At 54.1% G+C, this 22,542-nt stretch carries 24 protein-coding genes; 10 read left to right on the forward strand and 14 right to left on the reverse strand.

What is annotated here, in order from left to right:
* The first annotated feature begins 461 nt into the window (after window positions 1–461).
* The 3 genes from HP566_RS12860 (at window position 462) to putA (ending at window position 5,099) form a co-directional block, all read left to right on the forward strand.
* Complete coding sequence (locus HP566_RS12860; protein WP_249977664.1) at window positions 462–836, forward strand: hypothetical protein; 375 nt, start codon at window positions 462–464, stop codon at window positions 834–836.
* 48 nt (window positions 837–884) lie between these two features.
* The gene (locus HP566_RS12865; RefSeq protein WP_249977665.1) at window positions 885–1,697 is read left to right on the forward strand and encodes an AraC family transcriptional regulator; all 813 of its coding nucleotides are present in this window, start codon (window positions 885–887) and stop codon (window positions 1,695–1,697) included.
* Window positions 1,698–1,907: 210 nt separating this feature from the next.
* Window positions 1,908–5,099, forward strand: coding sequence for a bifunctional proline dehydrogenase/L-glutamate gamma-semialdehyde dehydrogenase PutA (putA, locus tag HP566_RS12870; protein WP_249977666.1), 3,192 nt, complete (start codon window positions 1,908–1,910; stop codon window positions 5,097–5,099).
* 68 nt (window positions 5,100–5,167) lie between these two features.
* Here the strand turns inward: putA and HP566_RS12875 are convergent, their stop codons facing one another.
* Entirely contained in the window at window positions 5,168–5,413 is a 246-nt protein-coding gene (locus tag HP566_RS12875; RefSeq protein ID WP_249977667.1) for a hypothetical protein, read from the reverse strand.
* A gap of 35 nt (window positions 5,414–5,448) precedes the next feature.
* Between HP566_RS12875 and putP the strand changes: the two genes are divergently transcribed.
* Both putP and HP566_RS12885 read left to right on the forward strand, forming a co-directional pair.
* Window positions 5,449–6,939: a sodium/proline symporter PutP gene (gene putP, locus HP566_RS12880; protein ID WP_249977668.1), complete on the forward strand. Its 1,491-nt coding sequence runs from the start codon at window positions 5,449–5,451 to the stop codon at window positions 6,937–6,939.
* Window positions 6,940–7,139: 200 nt separating this feature from the next.
* Entirely contained in the window at window positions 7,140–7,790 is a 651-nt protein-coding gene (locus tag HP566_RS12885) for an OmpW/AlkL family protein (RefSeq protein WP_249977669.1), read from the forward strand.
* Window positions 7,791–7,912: 122 nt separating this feature from the next.
* On the opposite strand, the gene HP566_RS12890 is transcribed toward HP566_RS12885, so the two are convergent.
* The gene (locus tag HP566_RS12890; RefSeq protein ID WP_249977670.1) at window positions 7,913–8,245 is read right to left on the reverse strand and encodes a YqcC family protein; all 333 of its coding nucleotides are present in this window, start codon (window positions 8,243–8,245) and stop codon (window positions 7,913–7,915) included.
* Between the two features lie 285 nt (window positions 8,246–8,530).
* On the opposite strand from HP566_RS12890, the gene HP566_RS12895 reads away from it, so the two are divergent.
* The 4 genes from HP566_RS12895 (at window position 8,531) to HP566_RS12910 (ending at window position 11,547) form a co-directional block, all read left to right on the forward strand.
* Window positions 8,531–9,577 carry a DUF3549 family protein gene (locus HP566_RS12895; RefSeq protein ID WP_249977671.1) on the forward strand — a complete coding sequence of 349 codons (1,047 nt, stop codon included), beginning with the start codon at window positions 8,531–8,533 and terminating at the stop codon, window positions 9,575–9,577.
* Window positions 9,578–9,620: 43 nt separating this feature from the next.
* A complete protein-coding gene (locus tag HP566_RS12900; protein WP_249977672.1) occupies window positions 9,621–10,061 on the forward strand; it encodes an ATP-dependent zinc protease family protein in 441 nt (146 codons plus the stop codon).
* 42 nt (window positions 10,062–10,103) lie between these two features.
* Window positions 10,104–11,012 (forward strand): 30S ribosomal protein S6--L-glutamate ligase, encoded by a 909-nt coding sequence (gene rimK / locus HP566_RS12905; protein ID WP_249977673.1) that lies wholly within the window; start codon window positions 10,104–10,106, stop codon window positions 11,010–11,012.
* Between the two features lie 88 nt (window positions 11,013–11,100).
* Window positions 11,101–11,547, forward strand: coding sequence for a hypothetical protein (locus HP566_RS12910; RefSeq protein ID WP_249977674.1), 447 nt, complete (start codon window positions 11,101–11,103; stop codon window positions 11,545–11,547).
* Between the two features lie 4 nt (window positions 11,548–11,551).
* Here HP566_RS12910 and HP566_RS12915 read toward each other — a convergent pair whose 3' ends face one another.
* The 11 genes from HP566_RS12915 to HP566_RS12965 all read right to left on the reverse strand — a co-directional run bounded on the left by HP566_RS12915 (window position 11,552) and on the right by HP566_RS12965 (window position 20,519).
* Complete coding sequence (locus HP566_RS12915) at window positions 11,552–12,325, reverse strand: SanA/YdcF family protein (RefSeq protein WP_249977675.1); 774 nt, start codon at window positions 12,323–12,325, stop codon at window positions 11,552–11,554.
* A gap of 18 nt (window positions 12,326–12,343) precedes the next feature.
* A complete protein-coding gene (sufT, locus tag HP566_RS12920) occupies window positions 12,344–12,913 on the reverse strand; it encodes a putative Fe-S cluster assembly protein SufT (RefSeq protein WP_249977676.1) in 570 nt (189 codons plus the stop codon).
* A gap of 8 nt (window positions 12,914–12,921) precedes the next feature.
* On the reverse strand, window positions 12,922–14,187 hold the full coding sequence (locus HP566_RS12925) for a cysteine desulfurase (protein WP_249977677.1): 1,266 nt from the start codon (window positions 14,185–14,187) through the stop codon (window positions 12,922–12,924).
* Window positions 14,188–14,201: 14 nt separating this feature from the next.
* The gene (gene sufD, locus HP566_RS12930) at window positions 14,202–15,542 is read right to left on the reverse strand and encodes a Fe-S cluster assembly protein SufD (RefSeq protein WP_249977678.1); all 1,341 of its coding nucleotides are present in this window, start codon (window positions 15,540–15,542) and stop codon (window positions 14,202–14,204) included.
* On the reverse strand, window positions 15,539–16,288 hold the full coding sequence (gene sufC, locus HP566_RS12935) for a Fe-S cluster assembly ATPase SufC (protein WP_249977679.1): 750 nt from the start codon (window positions 16,286–16,288) through the stop codon (window positions 15,539–15,541). Before sufC ends, sufD begins: the two co-directional genes overlap by 4 nt.
* 74 nt (window positions 16,289–16,362) lie before the next feature.
* Window positions 16,363–17,805, reverse strand: coding sequence for a Fe-S cluster assembly protein SufB (sufB, locus tag HP566_RS12940; protein ID WP_249977680.1), 1,443 nt, complete (start codon window positions 17,803–17,805; stop codon window positions 16,363–16,365).
* A gap of 76 nt (window positions 17,806–17,881) precedes the next feature.
* A complete protein-coding gene (locus HP566_RS12945) occupies window positions 17,882–18,346 on the reverse strand; it encodes an SUF system Fe-S cluster assembly regulator (protein ID WP_249977681.1) in 465 nt (154 codons plus the stop codon).
* A gap of 233 nt (window positions 18,347–18,579) precedes the next feature.
* Window positions 18,580–18,918, reverse strand: a complete 339-nt coding sequence (locus tag HP566_RS12950; RefSeq protein ID WP_249977682.1) for a zinc ribbon domain-containing protein YjdM — start codon at window positions 18,916–18,918, stop codon at window positions 18,580–18,582.
* Between the two features lie 75 nt (window positions 18,919–18,993).
* Window positions 18,994–19,470, reverse strand: a complete 477-nt coding sequence (locus HP566_RS12955; RefSeq protein ID WP_249977683.1) for a YbhB/YbcL family Raf kinase inhibitor-like protein — start codon at window positions 19,468–19,470, stop codon at window positions 18,994–18,996.
* A gap of 82 nt (window positions 19,471–19,552) precedes the next feature.
* Window positions 19,553–20,113, reverse strand: a complete 561-nt coding sequence (locus HP566_RS12960) for a hypothetical protein (RefSeq protein WP_249977684.1) — start codon at window positions 20,111–20,113, stop codon at window positions 19,553–19,555.
* Window positions 20,114–20,144: 31 nt separating this feature from the next.
* Window positions 20,145–20,519, reverse strand: coding sequence for a thiol-disulfide oxidoreductase DCC family protein (locus HP566_RS12965; protein ID WP_249977685.1), 375 nt, complete (start codon window positions 20,517–20,519; stop codon window positions 20,145–20,147).
* Between the two features lie 80 nt (window positions 20,520–20,599).
* On the opposite strand from HP566_RS12965, the gene HP566_RS12970 reads away from it, so the two are divergent.
* Window positions 20,600–21,061: a flavodoxin family protein gene (locus HP566_RS12970; protein ID WP_249977686.1), complete on the forward strand. Its 462-nt coding sequence runs from the start codon at window positions 20,600–20,602 to the stop codon at window positions 21,059–21,061.
* A 282-nt stretch (window positions 21,062–21,343) separates the two neighbouring features.
* Here the strand turns inward: HP566_RS12970 and fadA are convergent, their stop codons facing one another.
* Entirely contained in the window at window positions 21,344–22,522 is a 1,179-nt protein-coding gene (fadA, locus tag HP566_RS12975; RefSeq protein WP_249977687.1) for an acetyl-CoA C-acyltransferase FadA, read from the reverse strand.
* Window positions 22,523–22,542: the final 20 nt, after the last annotated feature.

Below are 22,542 nucleotides of genomic sequence, written 5' to 3' on the forward strand. Positions count from 1 at the left end.
CAATCCGGTGCGGCCCTCCCTTGCATTGACAGACAACCCTGTCACCCACTTTTACCAGATCCATGAGACTTCTCGCTAATATCCATGTGGCATGTCATCTGGTACCCGAGAATAGCGGTGATTTTTCGGGATGAAAACCCCTACAGAACAGAAGCGTATGGTGGCAGCTGCCATAAGCCCCAGTCTTTCTTACGTGCTTGTCTATACCCTTAACGCCAATCTTTGACGAATCATCGACATAGGGGCGCACCAAAAAAAACCGCTGCTTATAGAAGCAGCGGAAGCAAGGGATCGAAAACAATAGCCAGAACAACACTATTAGCGACTGCTATCGCGATGTTGCCTGTACACTCTCAGACACTCCGTTCAGGAAAAGTTCGCCAAACGGCAAAATTTTCGTCTTCTCTGGTACAGGCGTATACTAAAATCTTCATCATATCCGAGTTTTCAGGGAGCCAAGTATGGCACTCTATTTACTGGTACTGGGTGTCTGTCTACTGGTGATTGGCGCTGTTTTTCTGGCCCTAATAACAGCAAGGACACCCCGCTACCGTACCGAAGCGAATGATCTGGTTGCCCTATTTGACAAGGCTCTGGGCAGTAACGTCAGTGAAACGGAATGGAACACCATTATAGGCTACCCCATTCGTCATGATGAATATCTGGACAGCATACGCCGCCGGGCCTCGCATTTAATGGATCTTCACGGGCGGCGCTGGCAAATCGCCCATGGCAAGCCTTTGCTTAACCAGGAAGGCCATGCGGAACTAAAAATATTACGCGATCATTTAGCGGCACATACGGCACTAAGACAGCATAAGCAGGGTCAGCGCTAACCGTGGCTCGCGCTGTTAACAGCCTGCAACGCTGACGAGGAGACCATCATGCCCAGCAGCACTATTCGTCAAATACCCCTGGAAAGTGCCACGAAGCACCACTCCCATGACTTTCATCAAATAGTGATTACGCTCTGCGGCTCCTCTGAATTTGAAATTGAAGGGCTGGGTGGCCGGGTCAATGCCTTCTCAGGCTGCATTGTACCGGCCAATCATGAGCACTATTACTCGGGCAATGGACATAACCGCCAGTTGATCCTCGACTTACCTGAAGATGCACCTGCACTAACCGGTGAGCACCGGGAACTCGTTGCGCTGTTCGATGCACCGCGTTTTTTTGCGTTGGATAATCCGTTACGCCACTATTTGGCTTTCGTCGAAAGCGAGCTGAACCAAGGATTTGACACCTCAACGTCATCCTTTCAGCAGGACCGACTTGCAGCCACACTGCTTGGTTCCTTAAAAGCTCGTTTAGGCACCGTTTCCGTCTCCCCGCGCCGCCTTGATCTCGACCAGATTGACCGTTTTATCCGCCACCATCTGGCCGAAGAACTTCGCGTGGCTGACCTCGCCAAACTTGCCTGCCTTAGCGTCGCTCACTTTTCAGAACGCTTTCGCGCCCAGACAGGTCTTTCTCCATGGCAGTACGTCAAGCGCCAACGATTGAATGCCGCCAGACAGCTCATCTTACAAAGCCGACTTCCGTTAACCGATATCGCCATTCAAACGGGGTTTGCCAACCAAAGTGCTCTCTCTCACGCTTTTCGCCGCAGTTATGGTCTGTCGCCCCGCAAATTGCGCCAAGGGGTTAACACACCAATGGTTTCACAGAATATGCCACTTCGCTCTCCACACCGCTAACAGCACCCGCTCCACGCTAGGCAAGTAGCCGCTGGCGAGCCTTAATAAACTCTACTAAAGTCGTAAGACTTTCCATCTTGCCGTGAAATTGACACGTTTTGCCATGAAAACGACATACACCTAAGGGCGGAGCGTTCTACATTCGAGCGTTAGCTCGGGCACCACACGCCCTGCCATCTACTGTTCCAGTTCAGACTCACGGGGGCCTCAATGCTCAACGCCAAAAAAATGCGTGACCCTGCCACTTGGCAAACCGATCTTGATACGCTAATGCAGCGTGTTAGCGACCACTACATCGTGGATGAAAATGCCTACGTGGGCGAACTTATCAAGTTACTGGATGCCGACCAGGAAGCGTTCGCTCGCATTGAGGCCAGCACGGCAGCGCTGGTACGTGATGTTCGTGAAATGGATACCGCGGTCGATACCATTGATGAGTTATTGCAACAGTACAGCCTGGATACCCACGAAGGTCTGATGCTGATGTGTCTGGCGGAAGCCATGCTGCGGATACCCGACAAAGCCACCGCCGATGCATTGATTGAAGACAAACTCGGCCCGGCAGATTGGCAGTCCCATGTAGGTAAAAGCGAGTCATGGCTGGTTAACGCCTCTACCTGGGGTCTGCTGATGACTGGTCGCGTACTGAAGCTCGACCATCCCAAAGAGGGTCAACCTGCCCACTTCATTAACCGCATGGTTAATCGTATGGGCGAGCCGGTGATTCGTCGCGCCATGGTGGAAGCGATGAAAATCATGGGCAAACAGTTTGTCCTTGGGCGTGATATTAATGAAGCACTTAAACGCTCCAAGCCGCTATTTAATAAAGGCTATACCTACTCTTATGACATGCTGGGTGAAGCCGCCCGCACACGGGCGGATGCCAAGCGCTATTTTGATGATTATGCCAGGGCGATTGAACAAGTCGGCAAGGCCCGCAAAACGCTTGGCGACAAGACCCCTGCTCCTTCGATCTCCATTAAGCTTTCCGCACTACACCCACGCTATGAATTTGGCCGCCGTGAACAGGTGTTAGCAGAGTTGGTGGATACGGTTATCAAGTTGGTGACCACAGCTCGCGAACTGGATGTCGCTGTCACTATTGATGCTGAAGAAGTGGATCGTCTGGAGCTATCCCTGGAGGTGTTCCGGGCCATTTACTCAAGCAGTGCTGCCAAAGGATGGGGCCACTTTGGCCTGGTCGTGCAAGCGTACTCCAAGCGCGCTTTACCGGTATTGCACTACCTCAACCGTTTGGCAGAGCAGCAAGGCGATGAGATTCCATTGCGCCTGGTAAAAGGCGCCTACTGGGATAGCGAAATCAAAGAGTCGCAACAACTTGGTGTCGATGGCTACCCGGTCTATACCCGCAAAGCGTGTACTGATGTAGCGTATCTGGCCTGTGCCCACTTCCTGCTTTCCAATGACACTAAAGGGCGTATCTTTCCGCAATTTGCAACGCATAACGCCCATACGGTCACCACGATTCTTGAACTGGCACATCACGACAGCCGCCCCTTTGAGTTCCAGCGCCTGCACGGAATGGGTGAAGCGCTGTACGAAGCCGCCCTCGAACGTGCGCCGCAAGGAACCTACTGCCGTATTTATGCCCCGGTAGGTGCCCATAAAGACCTGCTGCCCTACCTGGTACGCCGCCTGCTGGAAAATGGAGCCAACTCATCCTTTGTCCACCAACTGGTGGACCCAGCAGTGCCCGTTGAGTGGCTATGCCAGCACCCTATCGAAATCCTGAGTCAGCAGAAGTCTTTCGCCAACACACGTATTCCGTTACCTAAAGATATCTATGGACCGAAACGCCGTAACTCACGTGGGGTAAACCTCAACATCCGTAGCCACTACGACCCATTGATGGAGAAAATGGCGGCGTTTATGGACACATCATATCAAGCCAGGCCCTTGCTGGCTTTTGACGTTGTCGAGGATGCAACCAATACTCACCCTGTCACTTCTCCCTATGATCGCCGCCAAACGGTGGGCAGCATTCAGTGGACCAGCAAGGAACAGGCCGCCCAAGCCCTTGATGCTGCCTGGGAGGCCTTTCCCCGTTGGGACGCCACCCCCGTTGCCGAGCGCGCCGCCATACTGCGCCGTCTGGCGGACCTGATGGAAGAGAATATGCCGGAGCTGATGACTCTCTGCTCCCGCGAAGGCGGTAAATTACTGACCGACGGTGTGGACGAAATTAAAGAGGCCGTTGATTTCTGCCGCTACTATGCCATGCGTGCCGAGGAGTCGTTCGGCGAGCCTATCGAGCTGCCTGGCCCCACGGGTGAATCCAATCGTTTAACCATGGGCGGAAAAGGTGTCTTTGCCGCTATCAGCCCATGGAACTTCCCGGTAGCCATCTTCTGCGGCCAAATTGTTGCCGCAGCTGTCGCAGGCAATACCGTACTCGCCAAACCCGCAGAACAAACGTCCATCGTTGCTCATCGCGTCATTGAGCTGCTTTACGAGGCGGGGATGCCACGGGACGTGGTTCAGCTACTGCCCGGCGACGGGCCGACCGTTGGCAGTGTACTGACCTCCGACCCACGCATTACAGGTGTCGTTTTCACCGGCGGCACAGACACTGCGCAAATTATTAACCGCGCCCTGGCCGCGCGGGAGAATGCACCACTGCCCACACTTATCGCCGAAACAGGTGGCATGAATGCCATGATCGTGGATTCTACCGCCCTGCCCGAGCAGGTAGTGGTGGATGTGATTCAATCAGCATTCCAGAGCGCTGGCCAACGCTGTTCCGCACTGCGGGTACTTTACCTGCAGGAAGACGTTGCCGACCGCGTGATTGAGATTCTTAAAGGTGCTATGAATGAGCTGCGTATCGGTGATCCACGCGATTTAGGTACCGACGTGGGCCCTGTCATTGACAAAGAGGCCCGCCAGGGGCTGCTGGCCCATATCAAGAAGCTGAAAGAAGAAAACCGCCTGGTGGCTGAAACCCCTATGGCAGCAGAACATACCCAACATGGCACCTTTGTGGCGCCCACCGCGTTTACCATCGACAGCATTGATGCCCTGACACGTGAGCAGTTTGGCCCGGTACTGCATATTGTCCGCTACAAAGCCAGCAAGCTTGATCAGGTCATCAATGATATCAACAACCGTGGTTATGGCCTGACGTTTGGGGTACATAGCCGTAACGAATCCTTTGCCGCTGAAATAGCGCAGAAAATTCGCGTTGGCAATGTGTATATCAACCGCAATATCATCGGTGCAGTTGTTGGTGTGCAGCCATTTGGCGGTCAAGGTCTGTCCGGCACTGGCCCTAAAGCAGGTGGACCACACTACCTACAGCGCTTTGTTACCGAAAAAACGATCACGAACAACACCGCCGCCCTGGGCGGCAATGCGTCGCTACTAGCACTAGGCGATGAGTGAACGCTCATCAACATAAACTAACCTGAACTCCTGATAAGGGATACGTCTCATGGTTGAAAATAATAGCGTCACTGCCTACGCAGCCACGGCTTCCCCAGGCCGTGCTCCAGGCACAGGGAACTCGACACCAATGTACCGCCATTATCTTTCCCGCCTCCTATGTGGTGCCTTACCCAGCGGTCAGCCGCTGGGGCGGGCATCGCACCAAGGGAGTTAACAAGAGTATCGCCGCGCCTTTGCCAGGTAAAGGCGCCAACGCTGTCGGAGCCAGGGGTGTACGAAAGATTGGCCACCATTCGCTCTCTTTCATACATGACCTGACTCCGTTCTGACGAACTGGAGAAGTATTATGGCTACTGGTGTTTGGATTAGTTTGATTGGATATTTTGCGCTCATGATCGCCATTGGCATTTATGCGATGCGCAAAGCAACGTCCTCCTCGGAGGATTATATGCTGGGGGGACGGACCCTTAGCCCCCAGGTCGCAGCGCTTTCTGCGGGTGCCTCGGACATGAGCGGCTGGCTACTACTGGGTTTGCCGGGTGCCATGTTTGTGTCCGGCCTTGGCTCTGCCTGGATCGGGATTGGTCTGTTGGTAGGTGCACTGCTCAACTGGATTTTGGTCGCGCCCCGCCTGCGCGAGCAGACAATCCACTACGGCAACGCCATTACCATCCCGGCCTTTCTGGCCAACCGATTCCCCACCCGCGCGCTCGCCCTGCGTACCGTGTCGGCCATTGTGATCGTGATCTTTTTCGCCGTGTATACCGCCTCAGGCCTGGTGGCGGGCGGCAAGCTGTTTGAGACGGCATTCACGGGTGTGTACAACTTCGGCGACATGAGCAACTACGCCATGGGCGTGGTGATCACCCTCGGCGTGGTTCTGATCTACACCGTGGTAGGCGGCTTCCTCGCCGTGAGCATGACCGACTTTGTGCAGGGCTGTATCATGATGCTGGCCCTGATCATCATGCCCGCCGTGGTGCTGTTCGGTGAAGGCGGTGGCGGCTTCTCCCAGGCTTCCGAAACGCTCAATAGCGTCGACCCCGCCCTGCTCTCCTGGACGACGGGGCTGACCTTTATCGGCTGGCTATCGGCGGTGACCTGGGGCCTTGGCTACTTTGGTCAGCCGCATATCATTGTGCGCTTCATGGCCATTCGCTCTCAGAAGGATGTCCCCATTGCGCGCAACATCGGCATGGGTTGGATGCTGGTCTCGCTGATTGGTGCTGTCTCCCTGGGCCTGGCAGGCCGCGCCTTCGCGGTACGCAATGGTCTTGATGTCCAGGACCCGGAAACCATCTTTATCATGCTGGCCAACCTGCTCTTCCACCCATTGATCACTGGCTTCCTTTATGCAGCGCTGCTGGCAGCCATTATGAGCACCATCTCCAGCCAGCTGCTGGTATCCTCCTCTTCACTGACCGAAGACTTCTATCGCCTGTTTCTACACAAGAACGCCACCGAACAGCAGTGTGTCGCAGTGGGTCGCGTCTGTGTGGTGCTGGTAGGTATCGTGGCAGCGATTATCGCTTCCGACGAAAACTCTCAGGTGCTGGGGCTGGTCAGTAACGCCTGGGCAGGCTTTGGCGCAGCCTTCGGCCCGTTGATCATTCTTTCGCTAATGTGGCCGCGCACCAACGGGGCAGGCGCACTGGCAGGCATGATTGTGGGTGCCGCCACCGTCATGATCTGGATTTCGCTGGGCTGGAACGGCGCCTTCATGGGCGGCCCCGGCGTCTACGAGATCATTCCAGGCTTCATTGCTTCCTTCATCGCTATCCTGGTGGTTAGCAGCATGACCGCCGATGCCAGTGAGTATCGACATATCGAGCGCTAATCGGCTCACCCTTCGGCCATCACAAGCTCTAAGAGGCTAACCATTTAAACCTGTAAAGGTTCAGTTTATTGGCCACCTTCAGGTGGCCTTTTTAATGGCTATTTGCCCTGGGTCAATAATTGTTCCCAAGCAACTCTATAAACTTTACCTCATGATTCACAATCACTTAATAAGTTACTTCCATCGCTAGGAGCAACGCTATGCGCCGCCATCAAACTGTCACGACCTTAATTGCCACCGGGGTGGCAGCTGTCACGCTGGGCGCCAGCAGCCAAGCCTTCGCCTATGGTGCTGGCGATTTCTTCACTCGTATTGGTGTGGCGCAGGTTAGTCCTACAAGCAGCAACGGAACCCTGAATACAGTCCTGGGGGATCTGGCTGTCGATGTTCAGGATAAAACCGATTTCGCCTTCACATTGGGGTATCGCTTCCATGACAAGGTGGGCATTGAGCTGCTCGCAGCCCTGCCGTTCAAGCACGATATTCACCTGAACGGTGACAACATCGCCTCCACCAAGCACCTGCCACCCACCCTGACACTGCAGTACTACCCATTAGGTGGCACAGAAGCACGTGTACAGCCCTATATCGGTGCGGGCATTAACTACACCCGCTTCTCAGATGAAAGTGTCAATGTTCCCGGCGTGGGAGAGGTTGACCTGGATCTGGATGACTCCTGGGGCTTTGCCGGGCAGTTAGGCATTGATCTGTTAATAGATGATAACTGGGCGCTTAACGCTGCTGCCTGGTATATCGATATCGATACTGATGCCACGGTTGCTGGCACCCCAGCAGGCACCGTAGAGATTGACCCCATCGTGGTCATGGCGGGTATCAGTTACCGCTTCTAGAGACAGCGGCTGCTGGTTTAAACCCTGCAATGTATTAAAAAGCGCCCAGCGACACTCGTCATAGAGAGCTGGGCGTTTTGCTGATAAGTGTTTGCCACCCAAACGTTTCTACAGACACTGATTCAATTATCGGTCACTAACTGGTCGACCTTTTCAACAGCGCGCACTACCAGAACCTGATCACTGGCACGCACTTTCTCCTGCTGCAGATAGGCCGCCATCGCTGGCGCTACATCGCATTTAGCTGGCAGGGGAGCCTTAGCATCAATCAACGCCTTCAAACGCGCAATAAAAACAAAGCGAACCCACTGGGGTAGCGACATGGTATCAATGCAGAACGGCTGCTGACTGGCAAATGCCTCAACCTCAGGAGTAGGCATACGCCATAAATTAGCGGCTTTCATAGAGGCTTCCAGCTCAAGCAGTGCAGTTTGAAGCTGTTGATGGACGCTCATAGTCACCTTAAAAGTCGATCGTGAATGCACCCGTATTATCCCTACTCTGTGGGTAAGTTACCACTCAGGTTCAGGTGCAATCAGTTTATTCACAGATTCACAGAAAACCTGCAAGAGACTGTGGATAAACTATGGAAAGATGCCCCAACCGCTACTCCCATGTGGCTTACGCAAAGTTGCTCAATTTTTAACCACTTACGAATAAAACCGTGATTTATCAGCCGTTACGGCTGACAGTGCCACAACAGCAAGGTAGAGTGCAGGCTTGTAATGCGGAAGGATGCCATGCAACCGATTCAGACCCTTGATGAGTTTTTTACACGCAGCGGTGCCGAGGTTTCCCTATACCATATGGGGAGACGCGTTACCCCATGCCGCCGCGAGACGTTACGTGCGTTTGAAAACGGAGAACTGGCCTGGCCAGAGCCCTGGCAAGGCCATGCGAAAGTGGCTATCGTATTTCGTTTAGGTGATATGCCGGAACCTGCCATTTGGTTTTTAGCACTACCCCTGGATGAACTCGGAATGCTGTCACCTGCCCAGCGGGACGGTTTTATCAATCGTCTGCTTGAAACCCTGGGCCGTAACGTCGCTAACCTGGGAACTAACGAACTGGGGCGTCAAGAAACCACAGACGTGGATCATCTAATGAAAGATAATCCCCTCGCGTTCACCCCGGACATCACCTTTCAGGCTATGCTAAACGCCCAGGCCACCCACGCGTTAGGCTTACCTGCCAGCCAGCACCTGGAACCGGTGGAAGCGTATCTGAGTGGTCAGCAGGTGATCGACTGGCAAGCGCTGGGACTGCAGGGTATCGCCGATTATACAGTGCGCCTTGATCAATCCGTGGCTGACACTCTTGCCCCGAGGATAAGCACCCTCCCCACTAGCGTTATTCACTCACTGTGCTACTGCCTGGAGCATCAGCCACTGGCTGAGCCCGTACTAAGTGCTATCCGTGAACGCGGTGAGCAGGCGGCAAGCGCTGGTGATTTGGAAACGTTATGTGCCTGTATTCGCGCCGTTGGGAGCACGCTAACGCCAGAGGTGGGTGACTGGTACACCAGCCTGCTAAAGGATAGTGCCGCCTGTGGCCCTGATGTCCTGGCAGCCATCGCTGGCCGTGGCTGGTCACTGTTGGAAGATGCGGAGCGCTTACCACTTTTTCTGCAACGCCTGGCAGAAGATAAACGCACCCAATTCACTGCCGTCATACGAGATATCGCCTTAATACCTCGTTTACGCTTACCTGTCATGATAGCTCTGCGCGATGCGCCAGCTGGGTCGGCCATTCAACAACGTATGGCCAACGTAATGGCCCATCGTTAACCGGTGGGCAAGTGTTTATTGCATTATGAGCAAGGAGTGAGCCGTGAAGGAATTACCCTATCAGGCCAAAGCAGTCATCGGCCGCCGCGAGATGGTGACGTTACCTGAACTGAGACTTCACCTCTGCTGCAAGGCCGATACCGGTGCTCGTACGTCTGCGCTGCATGCTGAAGAGATTGAGACCCATGAAGATGACCAAGGCCAATTATGGGTAAGCTTTATTACTCACAGTGGGGGGCCTGATACGCCTGCACACCGTTACAGGCTTCATTTACACGACCGGCGCAGGGTCACAAGTTCCAATGGCCACAGCGAATGGCGTTATGTGATCCGCACACACATGCAACTGGGCGCTTTAAACTTTCCGGTTGAACTAACGCTGACAGACCGTAGCAATATGCGCCACCCCATGCTGCTGGGCAGGCGGGCCATGCGCCGCTTACTCGTTGCCCCTGGCGCTGCATTTTTACACGGCGAACCTTAAAACTAATGATCAACGGCTTACCCTTTTGGCCCGGAGTCCTGCATGCATATTGCCCTGCTTTCGCGTAATCGCAACCTGTACTCTACCCAACGCCTGATCGAGGCTGCCGAGCAACGAGGACACACTGCTCGCGTTGTGGATACGCTGCGCTGCTATATGAGCATCACGTCGCACCACCCTTCCATTCACTATAAGGGTGCTGAGATTGAACCATTTGATGCGGTGATTCCCCGTATCGGTGCCTCCATTACCTTTTACGGTTGTGCAGTACTGCGCCAGTTCGAAATGATGGGTACCTATGTCATCAATGACTCAGTAGCCATCACCCGCTCTCGGGATAAGCTGCGCTCACTTCAGTTGCTTTCCCGTAAAGGGCTTGGCTTGCCGATTACTGGTTTTGCCCACTCTCCAGACGATATCCCCGACCTGATCACCATGGTGAAAGGGGCGCCTTTGGTGATTAAACTGCTTGAAGGCACCCAGGGGATAGGGGTAGTACTGGCTGAAACCAACCAGGCGGCTGAATCGGTTGTTCAAGCTTTTATGGGCATGAAAGCTAATATTATGGTTCAGGAATATATAAAAGAGGCGCGCGGCGCCGATATTCGCTGCTTTGTGATTGGCGACAAAGTTGTCGCCTCCATGAAGCGCCAGGCGGCCGAGGGTGAGTTCCGCTCAAACCTGCACCGTGGTGGTACGGCCAGCGTCATTCGCATTACCCCGGAGGAGCGTTCAACCGCCATTCGTGCGGCCAAGGCAATGGGATTACGTGTAGCAGGTGTGGATTTGCTACGCTCAAACCACGGCCCGGTGATTATGGAGGTTAACTCGTCGCCAGGTTTGCATGGCATTGAGAGCGCCACAGGCAAAGATATTGCGGGCATGATCATTGAGCATATTGAAAAAAACGCAACCCCTGTACGTAAAACACCACCCAAGCCTAAAGGCTAAGGGATAAATGCAAAAATAATCCGCATTAGGGGTGGCAAATCAGTGCTGCCACCCCCACAATCTGCGTCACCGAAGGAGGTAGACGCTCATGTTTCTCGACAATCGCCAAGTGGCGATGGACAGTGTGCTGGAAGCGCTGGCCGATAGTATTGATTATTTCCAGGATAATATTGAACGCCTGCGCCCCTCGCTGCGCGATGCACTGAAGCCACACTATACCGAACGGCTGAAGCAGATGCGCATGTTGCAGGAACTGGCCCGGACGCATCTGAAAATGCTGCCACGGGATGCAGACGTTGAGCGTGATGACTTTTTGTGGTTATGGAGCCGTTTGAAAAGCTTTGTCGGCAATGATAGCCAGGTATTACTCAATGAGCTGTTGGAGCAAGAGCGTGTCTTGATGCAAGCACTATCGACGCTCTTCACTCATCCGCTGCCTGATCCCATTGAGCCAGTGGTAGACGAGTGCATGCAGGGGTGCCGCAAGCTGATTCGCGAGCTTTACAGCTTACAAAAACGCAAAACGCGCCGCTAACTCTCTACTGCGCTTCCTCATCGACGACGGGTTGCACCAACTGCGCAGCCCGATAGTCTACCTTGACGCCCAGGGCTGATATGCTCGGCGCTTCAGTTTCATCGGCTGTACTGCCGTCCAGGTCTATAGGCTCTGCCGGACCTAAAAAGTAAGGCTCCCTACCCCATACATAAAGATCCCCCAAAGTGGCTATACGCGCCGCCCACTCACGCATTCTCAAACGCCACTCCCCAGCTGCGGGTTCCTCTTCGGCAACACAACCAGTCACATCCATCCCCAGGGCACGGCCTATAAAAATTGCCCGAGGCAAGTGCCAGCTTTGAGTAACCAGCAGCGCCTCTTCAAGCTGAAACACATCCCGGGCACGGGCAAGCGTGTCATAGGTGCTAAAACCCGCAAAGTCCATGGTCATCTGCTGGGAGGGAACGCCACGCCGATAAAGATCACGCCACATGGCTCGTGGCTCATTGTAGGCTTGGGTACGATTGTCGCCTGAGAGCAGTAAATGGCTAACGCGCTGGTCAGCGATCAGGCGTGCTGACGTGCGCATGCGGGCGTGGAAATGCGGATTGCGTAAGCCACTGCGTGTCCAGTGCGAAGTACCAAACACAATCGCCACATCATGCGGGCGACACTCATTCAAATGAGTGTCAATGTAGCGCGCAGTGCTGGCAAGTACCCAAAAATTACCGGCCATAAACAGCAATGCCGCCAGCAGCAGCAAGGCTCCTAGCGACATTAGCAAACGTTTAATGAAACTTAATAGAACGCTGTGCATCCAGCTCCCCAGCCGGGGTTAGAACATGCCGAGCTCAAGCTTGGCCTCGTCGCTCATCATGTCACGGCTCCAGGGCGGACTAAAGACAATCTCGGTGTGCACCTTATTGATTTGCGGCGCGCCTAAAATCTTATTGCGTGCATCAGCAGCAATCACATCCCCCATACCGCAACCTGGCGCAGTGAGCGTCATCCGAATGGTGACTATTCGCTCGCCGCTGATCAAGCGCTCAATACGGCATCCATATACCAGCCCAAGATCCACAATATTAACCGGTATCTCCGGATCGAAACAGGTGCGCAGCTGATCCCATACAAACTGCTCGATCTCTTCATCGCTGGCACTTTCCGGCAGCGTAGGACGCGGTAAAGGTTCAAGCCCCAGGGCATCCAGGTTGCGGCCCTCAATAAGGTAGAGACGCCCTTCAAAGCCAACACTTACCGAGCTGCCCTTGGCCTGCATGACACTCACTACACTATCTTCTGCCAAGGTTTCCGTTTTACCAAACGGAATGGCAATCGCCTCTACATCGCGCTGGAGCGGCAACTTCTGACCTCGCTCGAGGCTCGCGACTTGCTCGATATCCATAAGCTTCCTTAACGCACCATACCAATCACACGATTGAGCGCTGCGACAAACGCATCCACTTCTTCGAGGGTATTATACGCGGCAAACGAGGCACGGCACGTGGCATCCACACCAAAATGATGTAACAGCGGCTGTGCACAGTGATGTCCGGTACGGATAGCAACGCCCAGTTGGTCAATTAACAGGCCGATGTCCTGGGAGTGCGCCCCATCCACGATAAAGGAGAGCACACCCGCTTTATGCGGGGCAGTACCGAGAATACGCAGCCCTTCCACCTGGCTAACTGCCTGTGTGGCGTGCTCAAGCAATCGATGCTCCCAGGCACCGATGGACTCAACGCCGATACTTTCTACCCACTCAAGCGCCCTACCCAATGCGATCACTTCCGCGATGGCAGGCGTACCCGCCTCAAACTTATGCGGAATGTCAGCGAAGGTCGTGCCTGAATCAAAGGAAACGGCTTTAATCATCTCGCCGCCCCCCTGCCAGGGCGGCATCGCCTCTAACAAGGCTTGTTTTCCATACAGCACACCAACACCGGTAGGCCCATAAACTTTATGTCCAGAGAAGGCATAAAAATCGGCATCGATAGCCTGCACATCAACCAACTGATGAGGAGCTGCCTGAGCGCCATCCACCAGCATTAACGCGCCATGCTGATGGGCAAGTGCTGCCATCTCTTTCACCGGGTTGATGGTGCCGAAGGCATTGGACACATGGTTAACCGCCACCAGCCTGGTTCGCTCACCAAGCAGCTCACGATAGGCCACCATATCCAGAGCCCCCTGCTCATCGACAGGAATTACCTTGATGGTAAATCCGCGCTCAGCCGCCAGCAGCTGCCAGGGAACAATATTGGAGTGGTGCTCCAACATGGAAATCAAGACTTCATCGCCAGCCGCTAATTGACTCCTCCCCCAGCTCTGAACCACCAGATTGATGGCTTCCGTGGTGCCACGGGTAAAGATGACTTGACGTGCATCTTCCGCATTGAGAAACGCCTTAACCCGATGCCGTGTCCCTTCAAAAGCTGCCGTGGCTTCATCAGCCAGCGTATGCAGCCCACGGTGTATATTAGCGTTATAGCGAGAATAGTAGTCGCTAAATACCTCGATTACCTGGCGAGGCGTTTGGCTCGTCGCTGCATTATCCAGATAAATTAGCGGCTTACCATGCACTTCACGGCGCAACACCGGGAAGTCTTCGCGCACAGCGGCCACATCATAAGGGGCGCTGCTACGCGCCAAAGGCTTCTCAATCACGGTATGTGGCATTGATGACTCCTGAATTAATCGTTGAGCGCAACGGCTGCTTCCACCAATCCTGCCAGATTGAAGCGCTCAGGCAGTTTACCCGCCACCGCCAGTTCGACCCGCTCGGCAATCGCGTCAAGCGCCACTTGCTCCAGCACTTCCCCAGCAAACGCCAGGGTTAATAACCCGCGGGCGGTAGCCTCATCAATGCCACGGGTACGCAGCGCGTAGATGGCTTCTTCATCCAGTTGCCCCGTTGTAGTGCCGTGGGAACACTTAACATCGTCGGCGTAGATCTCAAGCTCTGGCTTGGCGTCAATGTGAGCACGGTCCGACAGGAGCAGGTTCTGATTACTCTGGAAACCTTCAATTTTCTGGCTGTCGCGCTTCACGTACACCTTGCCATTAAATACGCCGTGGGCGCGGTCATCCAGAATGCCCTTGTAGTTCTCGTTGGAGAACGTCAGCGGCGCATTGTGGTTTACCTTGGTGTGGTTATCCACATGCTGGCGCCCCTGTCCGAAGAACAATCCATAGAAATTGGTTTCGGCACCCTGCCCATTCAGGTCGCTGATCAGGTCGTTACGCACCAATGCCCCACCAAGATTCAGGTTATAGGAGCTATAGCGGCTGTCGCGACTCTGCTCGACATGGATGCTGGCCACGTGCATATCACCCAGTGGCGCTTCCTGAAGTTTGTAGTGATTCAGAATCGCACCACGATCCAACATCAACTCCGCCACAACATTGGTGAAATTAGCCGCATCGGCTTGCCCGGCGTAGTGCTCTATCAAGGTAGCTTCGCTGCGGCCGGCCACTTCCACCAAAATACGCGGATGACTCATCACCGGCGCACCTTCCCGAGAGAGAAACTGCAGCAGAATCGGTTTGTCCACCACAGTGCCCGGCGCGATACGAACCACTGCGCCCTCTTCCATAAACGCTGTGTTTAGGGCCGCAAACGTAGAGAAATCCACACCTGTCAAGCGGCCCAGTGGTCCGCCAACAGCTTCATGATTATCGGTAAGCGCCTTGGAGAGCGGCATTACCTGAACGCTATCGGGCAGGCCATCCAGGTTAGACAAAGCTGCCGAATAGACGCCATTCACAAAGGTCAGGCGATAGGCATCAAGGGGCAATGTCAGCGCTGCTGCGGACGCTTGCGAAAACTCCGCGTTATCAGCCAGAGCAAAGTTACCCTGGGCAATACTGCGCACGTCCGTATATTTCCACTCTTCATCACGACGTGTTGGAAAGCCCATTGCTTCAAAACGGGCGGCACCCGCCTGACGGCGCGCGGCAATCCAGGTAGGCTCAGCGCCGCGCTGTTGGCTACGCGCTTTCAGCGTGTCCAAAAACGTTTGCGTATCGCTCATGCCACGGACTCCTCGATACCTTCGTAACCGTTGGCTTCCAACTCTTTGGCAAGTTCGGCGTCACCGGTTTTCACGATGCGACCATCCACCAGAACATGGACTTTATCTGGCACGATGTAATCAAGCAGACGCTGGTAGTGAGTCACCAACAGGATGGCGCGTTCTTCAGCACGCAGGCTATTGACACCATCGGCGACCACCTTCATGGCGTCGATATCCAGCCCGGAATCGATTTCGTCGAGCATTGCCAGCTTCGGTTGAAGTACTAGCATTTGCAGGATTTCGTTACGCTTCTTTTCACCACCGGAGAAGCCTTCGTTCACCGCACGCTGCAGGAAACTGGCATCCATTTTCATAAAGCCAAGCTTCTCTTTCACCAGTTTCATAAACTCCGGCGCAGGCATTTCACCTTCACCACGAGCAGCGCGCTGGGCATTAAGTGCTGATTTCAGCAGGTAAATATTCTTTACCCCCGGAATCTCGACCGGATACTGAAAGCCAAGTAGCAAGCCCGCCTGGGCGCGCTCTTCGATTTCCATTTCCAGCACATTCTGACCTTCAAAAGTAATACTGCCCTGGGTGACTTCGTAACCATCTTTACCCGCAATAACTGCCGATAAGGTGGATTTACCCGCGCCGTTAGGACCCATGATGGCATGCACTTCACCTGCATTAATGGTGAGTGTCAGGCCTTTCAGAATCTCTTTGCCTTCGACGGTGACGTGTAAATCGTTAACTTGCAACATAGTGATAGCCTTTTAAATGCTTCGGGTCGCTGTCGCGACGCGCGTATAAAGTTGTCTGATAATTAAAGACTTTGTTAGCCTACGGCGCCTTCCAGCGTGACGTTCAGCAGCGCTTCGGCTTCAACAGCGAACTCCATCGGCAGCTCCTGGAACACATCCTTACAGAAACCATTAACAATCATGCTGACCGCATCCTCTTCAGAAATACCGCGGCTCTGGCAATAAAACAGCTGATCTTCGCCAATTTTGGATGTAGTGGCTTCGTGCTCGATGGTGGCCGTGCTATTGCCAATTTCCTGGTAGGGGAACGTATGGGCTCCGCACTTATCACCAATCAGCAGTGAATCGCATTGGGTGAAGTTACGTGCACCTTTGGCGCGAGGGCCAATTTTCACCAGGCCACGATAGGATTGGTCGCTTTTGCCCGCCGAAATACCTTTGGCAACGATATAGGAGCGTGTGCCTTCACCGATATGGATCATTTTGGTACCGGTATCGGCCTGCTGACGGCCATTCGTCACTGCCACGGAGTAGAACTCACCAATACTGTCTTTGCCGCGCAGTATGCAGGAGGGGTACTTCCAGGTAATGGCGGAGCCGGTTTCCACCTGGGTCCAGCTTATGCGTGCGCGCTCACCACGGCACTCACCCCGCTTGGTAACAAAGTTGTAGATACCGCCTTTGCCATCCTCATCCCCTGGGTACCAGTTCTGTACGGTGGAGTACTTGATATACGCATCATCCAACGCCACAAGTTCCACTACCGCTGCGTGAAGTTGGTTTTCATCACGCATCGGGGCAGTACAGCCTTCCAGATAAGAGACCTGAGCGCGGCTCTCACAGATAATCAGGGTACGCTCAAACTGACCGGTATTGGCGGCATTAATACGGAAATAGGTGGACAACTCCATGGGGCACGTCACGCCTTCGGGCACGAAAACGAACGAGCCATCGGTAAACACGGCGGAGTTGAGGGCAGCGAAATAGTTGTCAGCCACAGGGACCACGGTACCCAGGTACTGCTTGATCAGGTCGGGGTAGTCGCGGATCGCCTCTGAAATAGAGCAGAAAATGACGCCCGCTTCCGCAAGCTGCTTCTTAAACGTGGTGGCGACAGATACAGAGTCAAATACGGCATCCACTGCAACCCCTGCCAGAGCAGCACGTTCATGCAGTGGGATCCCCAGCTTTTCATAGGTTTCCAGCAGCTTGGGGTCCACTTCATCCAGGCTTTGCGGGCGGTCCTCTGGACGTTTGGGAGCGCTGAAGTAAGAGATTGCCTGATAATCAATCGGCGGGTAATCCAGGTGCGCCCAGGAAGGCTCCTGCATTTTCAGCCACTGACGGTAAGCGTCCAAACGCCACTCCAGCATCCATTCCGGCTCGCCTTTCTTGTTCGAAATAAAGGCAATGGTGTTTTCATCCAGGCCAGGTGGCAAGGTGTCGCTCTCGATATCTGTTACAAAGCCTTCTTTGTAATCGCGACGAACCAACTGTTCCATTTCTTCGCTTGCCATGGTGATACCCTCCGGGCAGTTGGGTGGCGAGGCTAGCTCGCCGTCAATTGGGATTAAAGCCTGATAATTGCGCTGATTAAGCAGACGCAGCCGACAGGCTGATAGTTTGAATCGGCAGTTGAACCGGCAGTTTGATCGGTGCGGTATCCGCCAGATGCGCCAGCGTGACACTTTCTAATAGCGTGCGGATGGCCAGCGACACGCGCTGCCAGTTATCCGCCACGCCACAGGTAGCCGCCAGCTCGCAATCGCCTTCGGCCTGGCTACACTCCGTCATCGCCACGGGTCCTTCAATTGCTGAAATAATGTCAGCTGCCGTAATTTGGGAAGCAGGCCGTGCCAAACGATAGCCCCCTTGAGCGCCACGCTGTGACTCCAGCAACCCTGCTCTCACCAGCATTTTGAGCGTTTTGCTTACCGTGGGGTGCGGTAGCTGCACCGCCTCAGCCAGCTCAGCTGCCGCATGCGATGCATGGGGATGGCGGGCAATTTGCGCCATTACCACTGCTGCATAGTCTGTCAGCCGGGAAAGCTTGAGCATGTGAACTCCATTGTGCGTTGCATTGGGCCTGACCGCTAATTGGGTACCATTTTAGTCCTGTATAAAATTGATGTGAAGCCCTTACGCAAAATCGTTATCAAATTGAGCATTTTCGTTGCACGTTCGCGACTGATGCCATCAAAAAATGCAATCATTATCATTTAGGATAACTATCGAAGACGAAGCACAAAAAAAGCCTGCGTGGGGTTCGCAGGCTTTTAGGCGGTAGGGCTTTACGCTTTTTTAACGAATTCAGATTTCAGCTTCATAGGGCCGATACCGTCTATTTTACAATCGATATCGTGATCGCCACTCACCAGGCGAATATTTTTAACTTTGGTGCCCACTTTTACCACTAGCGAGCTTCCTTTTACCTTCAAGTCCTTAATCACAGTCACCGTATCGCCATCGGCCAGCATATTGCCATTGGCATCGCGGATACCGGACTGCTCATCTGCCGTGCTCTCTTCTACTTTAGACCACTCATTACCGCACTCCGGGCAAACATATTGCAGGCCATCATCGTAGGTAAATTCCGAGGCGCAAGCGGGACAATTTGGCAGATCGCTCATCGAAGACTCCATCGCAGGCTAAGAAAACGATGGAGCCTACACGGGTTAAACAAAAAGTCCAGCCAAACGCTGAAATCAGTTACGTTGATAGGTGCCTACGAGGCGGTTCATGCCAAGCAGATGCGGCTCCACTTCCTTGAGCAGTTCAGGGAGTGTCAAGCCTGCAGGCAGTGCCGTTTGATGATCCAAAGCGAGTACCCAGAAGTAATATAAGTGTTTGCCATGGCCTTCTGGTGGCATGGGGCCACCGTAGCTCTGCTTGCCGAAATCATTTGTTCCCGCAGTCCCCACAGCCGTTTTTTCTGTTACCTCCCTTAACTCTCCGGGCAGGTTGTAAAGCACCCAATGGACAAAACCATAACTTCCCTCTTTTACCAATGGCGCATCCGGGTCGTGGCACACCACGGCGAATCCTTTGGTGCCCTCTGGCACATCCTGCCAGGCAAGTGCCGGGGATATATCCTCGCCCTCGCCTGTATACCTGGCCGGAATAGCGTCGTGGTTGCCAAACGCACTACTGGTGACTTGCAGTGAGGATAGTGCAAATGCCATATCGTTCTCCTAAGTTGCCAATACGTGACTTGCGAATATCGGTGCTTAAAGCCTCATTATCGACGGCACTTCCCACGCAGCGCTAATTCAGTAGCGCTGAGTGCTGCTGCCACCACTCCTGAGCAAGGCGCAGGTTTTCAGCGTTCGCGCCAGGATCCAGTACCGTGTTGAGCTGAATATAATCACCGCGGGTTTGCACCGTCAGCAGAGGATCCTGTGTTGCAAGCTGAAGTGCATAAAGTGCGAGCATCAACTCGTAGTCATCATGGGTGTTCAGGCGTGCAAACAGCAGTGGCACTGCCGGCATGCCTATTTGGCCCAGTCGCTCAGCGGCAATGTACCAGATACGCGGGTTATCACTGCCACCATAGCTTGATACAAAACGCCTGTCGGCGAGCCGACTGACATAATAAGCGGCTTTCTCTTCCGGGCTGGCAAACAGTGGAGGAACCCAGTCAGTTGCTGATGGACGACCTACCGGGCTGGGCTGGATGCCGGTTGCTGCCTGGGGTTCCACAGAGAGCGGCGTTTGCTGAGCGGACTCAGGTATGGAAGATGGCGCTGACTGACCCGCGCACCCCGCTAATGTTGCCGTTAACAAGCAAACACCCACGCGCCCCACCCATTTGGCCTGTTGCTTCATGCGATAAATTCCCTATCTTAGATATCCCAACTTATTCAGACCAACGCCCTTCCCGCTTCAAGCGCTGTTTAACCCAACAATCATAATACCAACGCAACCCGCTTTTAATCCCCGGTAAACCAATTATCCAGGCAACAGGTAGTAATACCGGAATACGCGCCATTAAAAGCCGGTACGCATCGATCCCTTCGATCATACGACCATCGGCTTTTTCGATGTGCAGTGAACGTAGCGCCGCTTCAGGGGCCACGCCTTTTTGGCGCAACAGCTGCTGATGCTCACTCACATCGCACCACTTTATCCCCTGTGCACGATGACCTGCCCAGCGCTCGAAGCGGCGGCGATCTTTACGACAGCCAGGGCAGACGGCATCGTAGAAAACATTGATAGAGGCATCATCCGGCATATAGGCTCTCATAGTGGTTCTGACTACCAGTGTGGCACTTCTCTCATTCGCTGCAACCGCCACTCATTAGGCTTTTGGAAATGAAACGTTTATTAATCGTCGCCCATGCTCCTTCAGCGAATACCCAAACACTCCGTGATGCGGCGCTGCGTGGTGCAGAAAATGATGCCATTGAGCAGGTAACGTGCGTGGTGAAGTCTCCACTGGAAGCCGGGACAGAGGATATTCTCACCTGCGATGGGATATTACTCGGCACCCCTGAAAACCTGGGCTATATGAGCGGTGCGCTTAAGGACTTCTTCGACCGCAGTTATTACCACGTACTGGAAAAAAAACAGGGACTGCCCTGCGCACTATATATTCGCGCGGGGTTGGATGGCACCGGTTCGCGACGGGCAGTGGAAAGCATTGTGACCGGGTTACGCTGGCGTTGGATACAACCGCCAGTAACCCTGCGTGGAGAATGGCGTGAGGAGTTTATTACCCAGGTGGAGGAGCTGGGTTTGTATATGGCAGCCGGGCTGGATAACGGGCTGTTTTAAACCCTCTTACATACGAAACGGCACCACGTAGGTGCCGCGGATTGAAGACAAACCCTTTTCCCTGCTTCTTGGCATAGTATCGAGTAACTCGTAGCGGGGGTCTTTCGCCAGGGCCGGAAGATAGTTCCCGGCATTTCCGCCATCCATGGCGGTCAGATGGCGAAAGTAGCGCCCACGGATGGGTTCGCAGCGCCCCCGCATAGGGTTACTCGAAACCACTTATCTACTTTGTCAGCAGTCTCAGGACCATGTAGGTGCCGTTTTTTTGCGTCAGTGTAGTGCTTATTTCAGTCGCTCAAATACGGTCGCCACCCCTTGCCCCATGCCGATACACATGGTGGCAAGGCCGAGAGTGGTATCGCGCTGCTGCATAACATTAAGCAGCGTGGTGCAAATTCGCGACCCTGAGCAACCCAGCGGGTGCCCCAGGGCGATAGCGCCACCATTAAGATTGACTTTTTCTTCCATGGCATCCAGAAGGCCGAGATCTTTCAAGACAGGTAAGCCTTGGGCTGCAAACGCCTCATTCAGCTCAACAGTTTGAATATCCGCTGCGGACAACCCAGCCGCTTTGAGCGCTTTTTTGGAGGCGGGTACCGGGCCGTAGCCCATGATAGAGGCATCACAGCCCGCCACACCGGTTGAGAGCACTTTGGCTATCGGCTCAAGCCCCAGCGCCTGGGCACGTTCATAGCTCATCACCGCCATGGCGGAGGCGCCCACCGACAGTGCCGAGGAGGTACCTGCGGTAACGGTGCCATTGCGTGGGTCAAATACCGGCTTCAGGTTCGCCATGGATTCCAGGCTGGCATCAGCACGAATGACCTCGTCATTTTTCACCATGACCTTAAAGCCGCGCTGATCGTGCCCTTCAACGCCAATAATTTCGTTGTCAAAATAGCCCTTCTCCATCGCTGCCTGAGCGCGCTGATGAGAACGTACGCCAAACTTGTCCTGATCTTCGCGGGAAATGCCGTGCATTTTACCCAGTAGCTCAGCAGTCAGCCCCATCATCATGGCTGCCTTGGCGGCATACTTGCTGGCAGAGGGGTTTACATCCACCCCATGAGCCATGGGCACATGCTCCATGTGCTCTACCCCGCCGATAACAAAGAAATCCCCCATGCCAGCTTTAATATTTGCAGCAGCAATGTGCAGCGCTGTCATGGAGGAGCCACATAGGCGGTTAACTGTCTGCGCAGGCACTGAACGCGGAATGCCGGTCATGATGGCAGCGTTTCGGGCAATGTTCATCGACTGCTCAAGTGTCTGGTTGACACACCCCCAGATCACATCGTCAACTTCTGACGGGTCCAGATTAGCGTTACGGTCAAACAGCGCCTGCATGACCGCCGCGGATAAGTTTTCGGCGCGCACATTACGAAACGCACCATTTTTGGCTTTTGCCATGGCGGTACGTACACCGTCGACCACCACGATATCTCTCGGATTCAAACTCATCATATTTCTCCTATGCGTGG

The sequence above is a fragment of the Vreelandella olivaria genome, from assembly GCF_023507745.1.
GTDB lineage: Bacteria > Pseudomonadota > Gammaproteobacteria > Pseudomonadales > Halomonadaceae > Vreelandella > Vreelandella olivaria_A.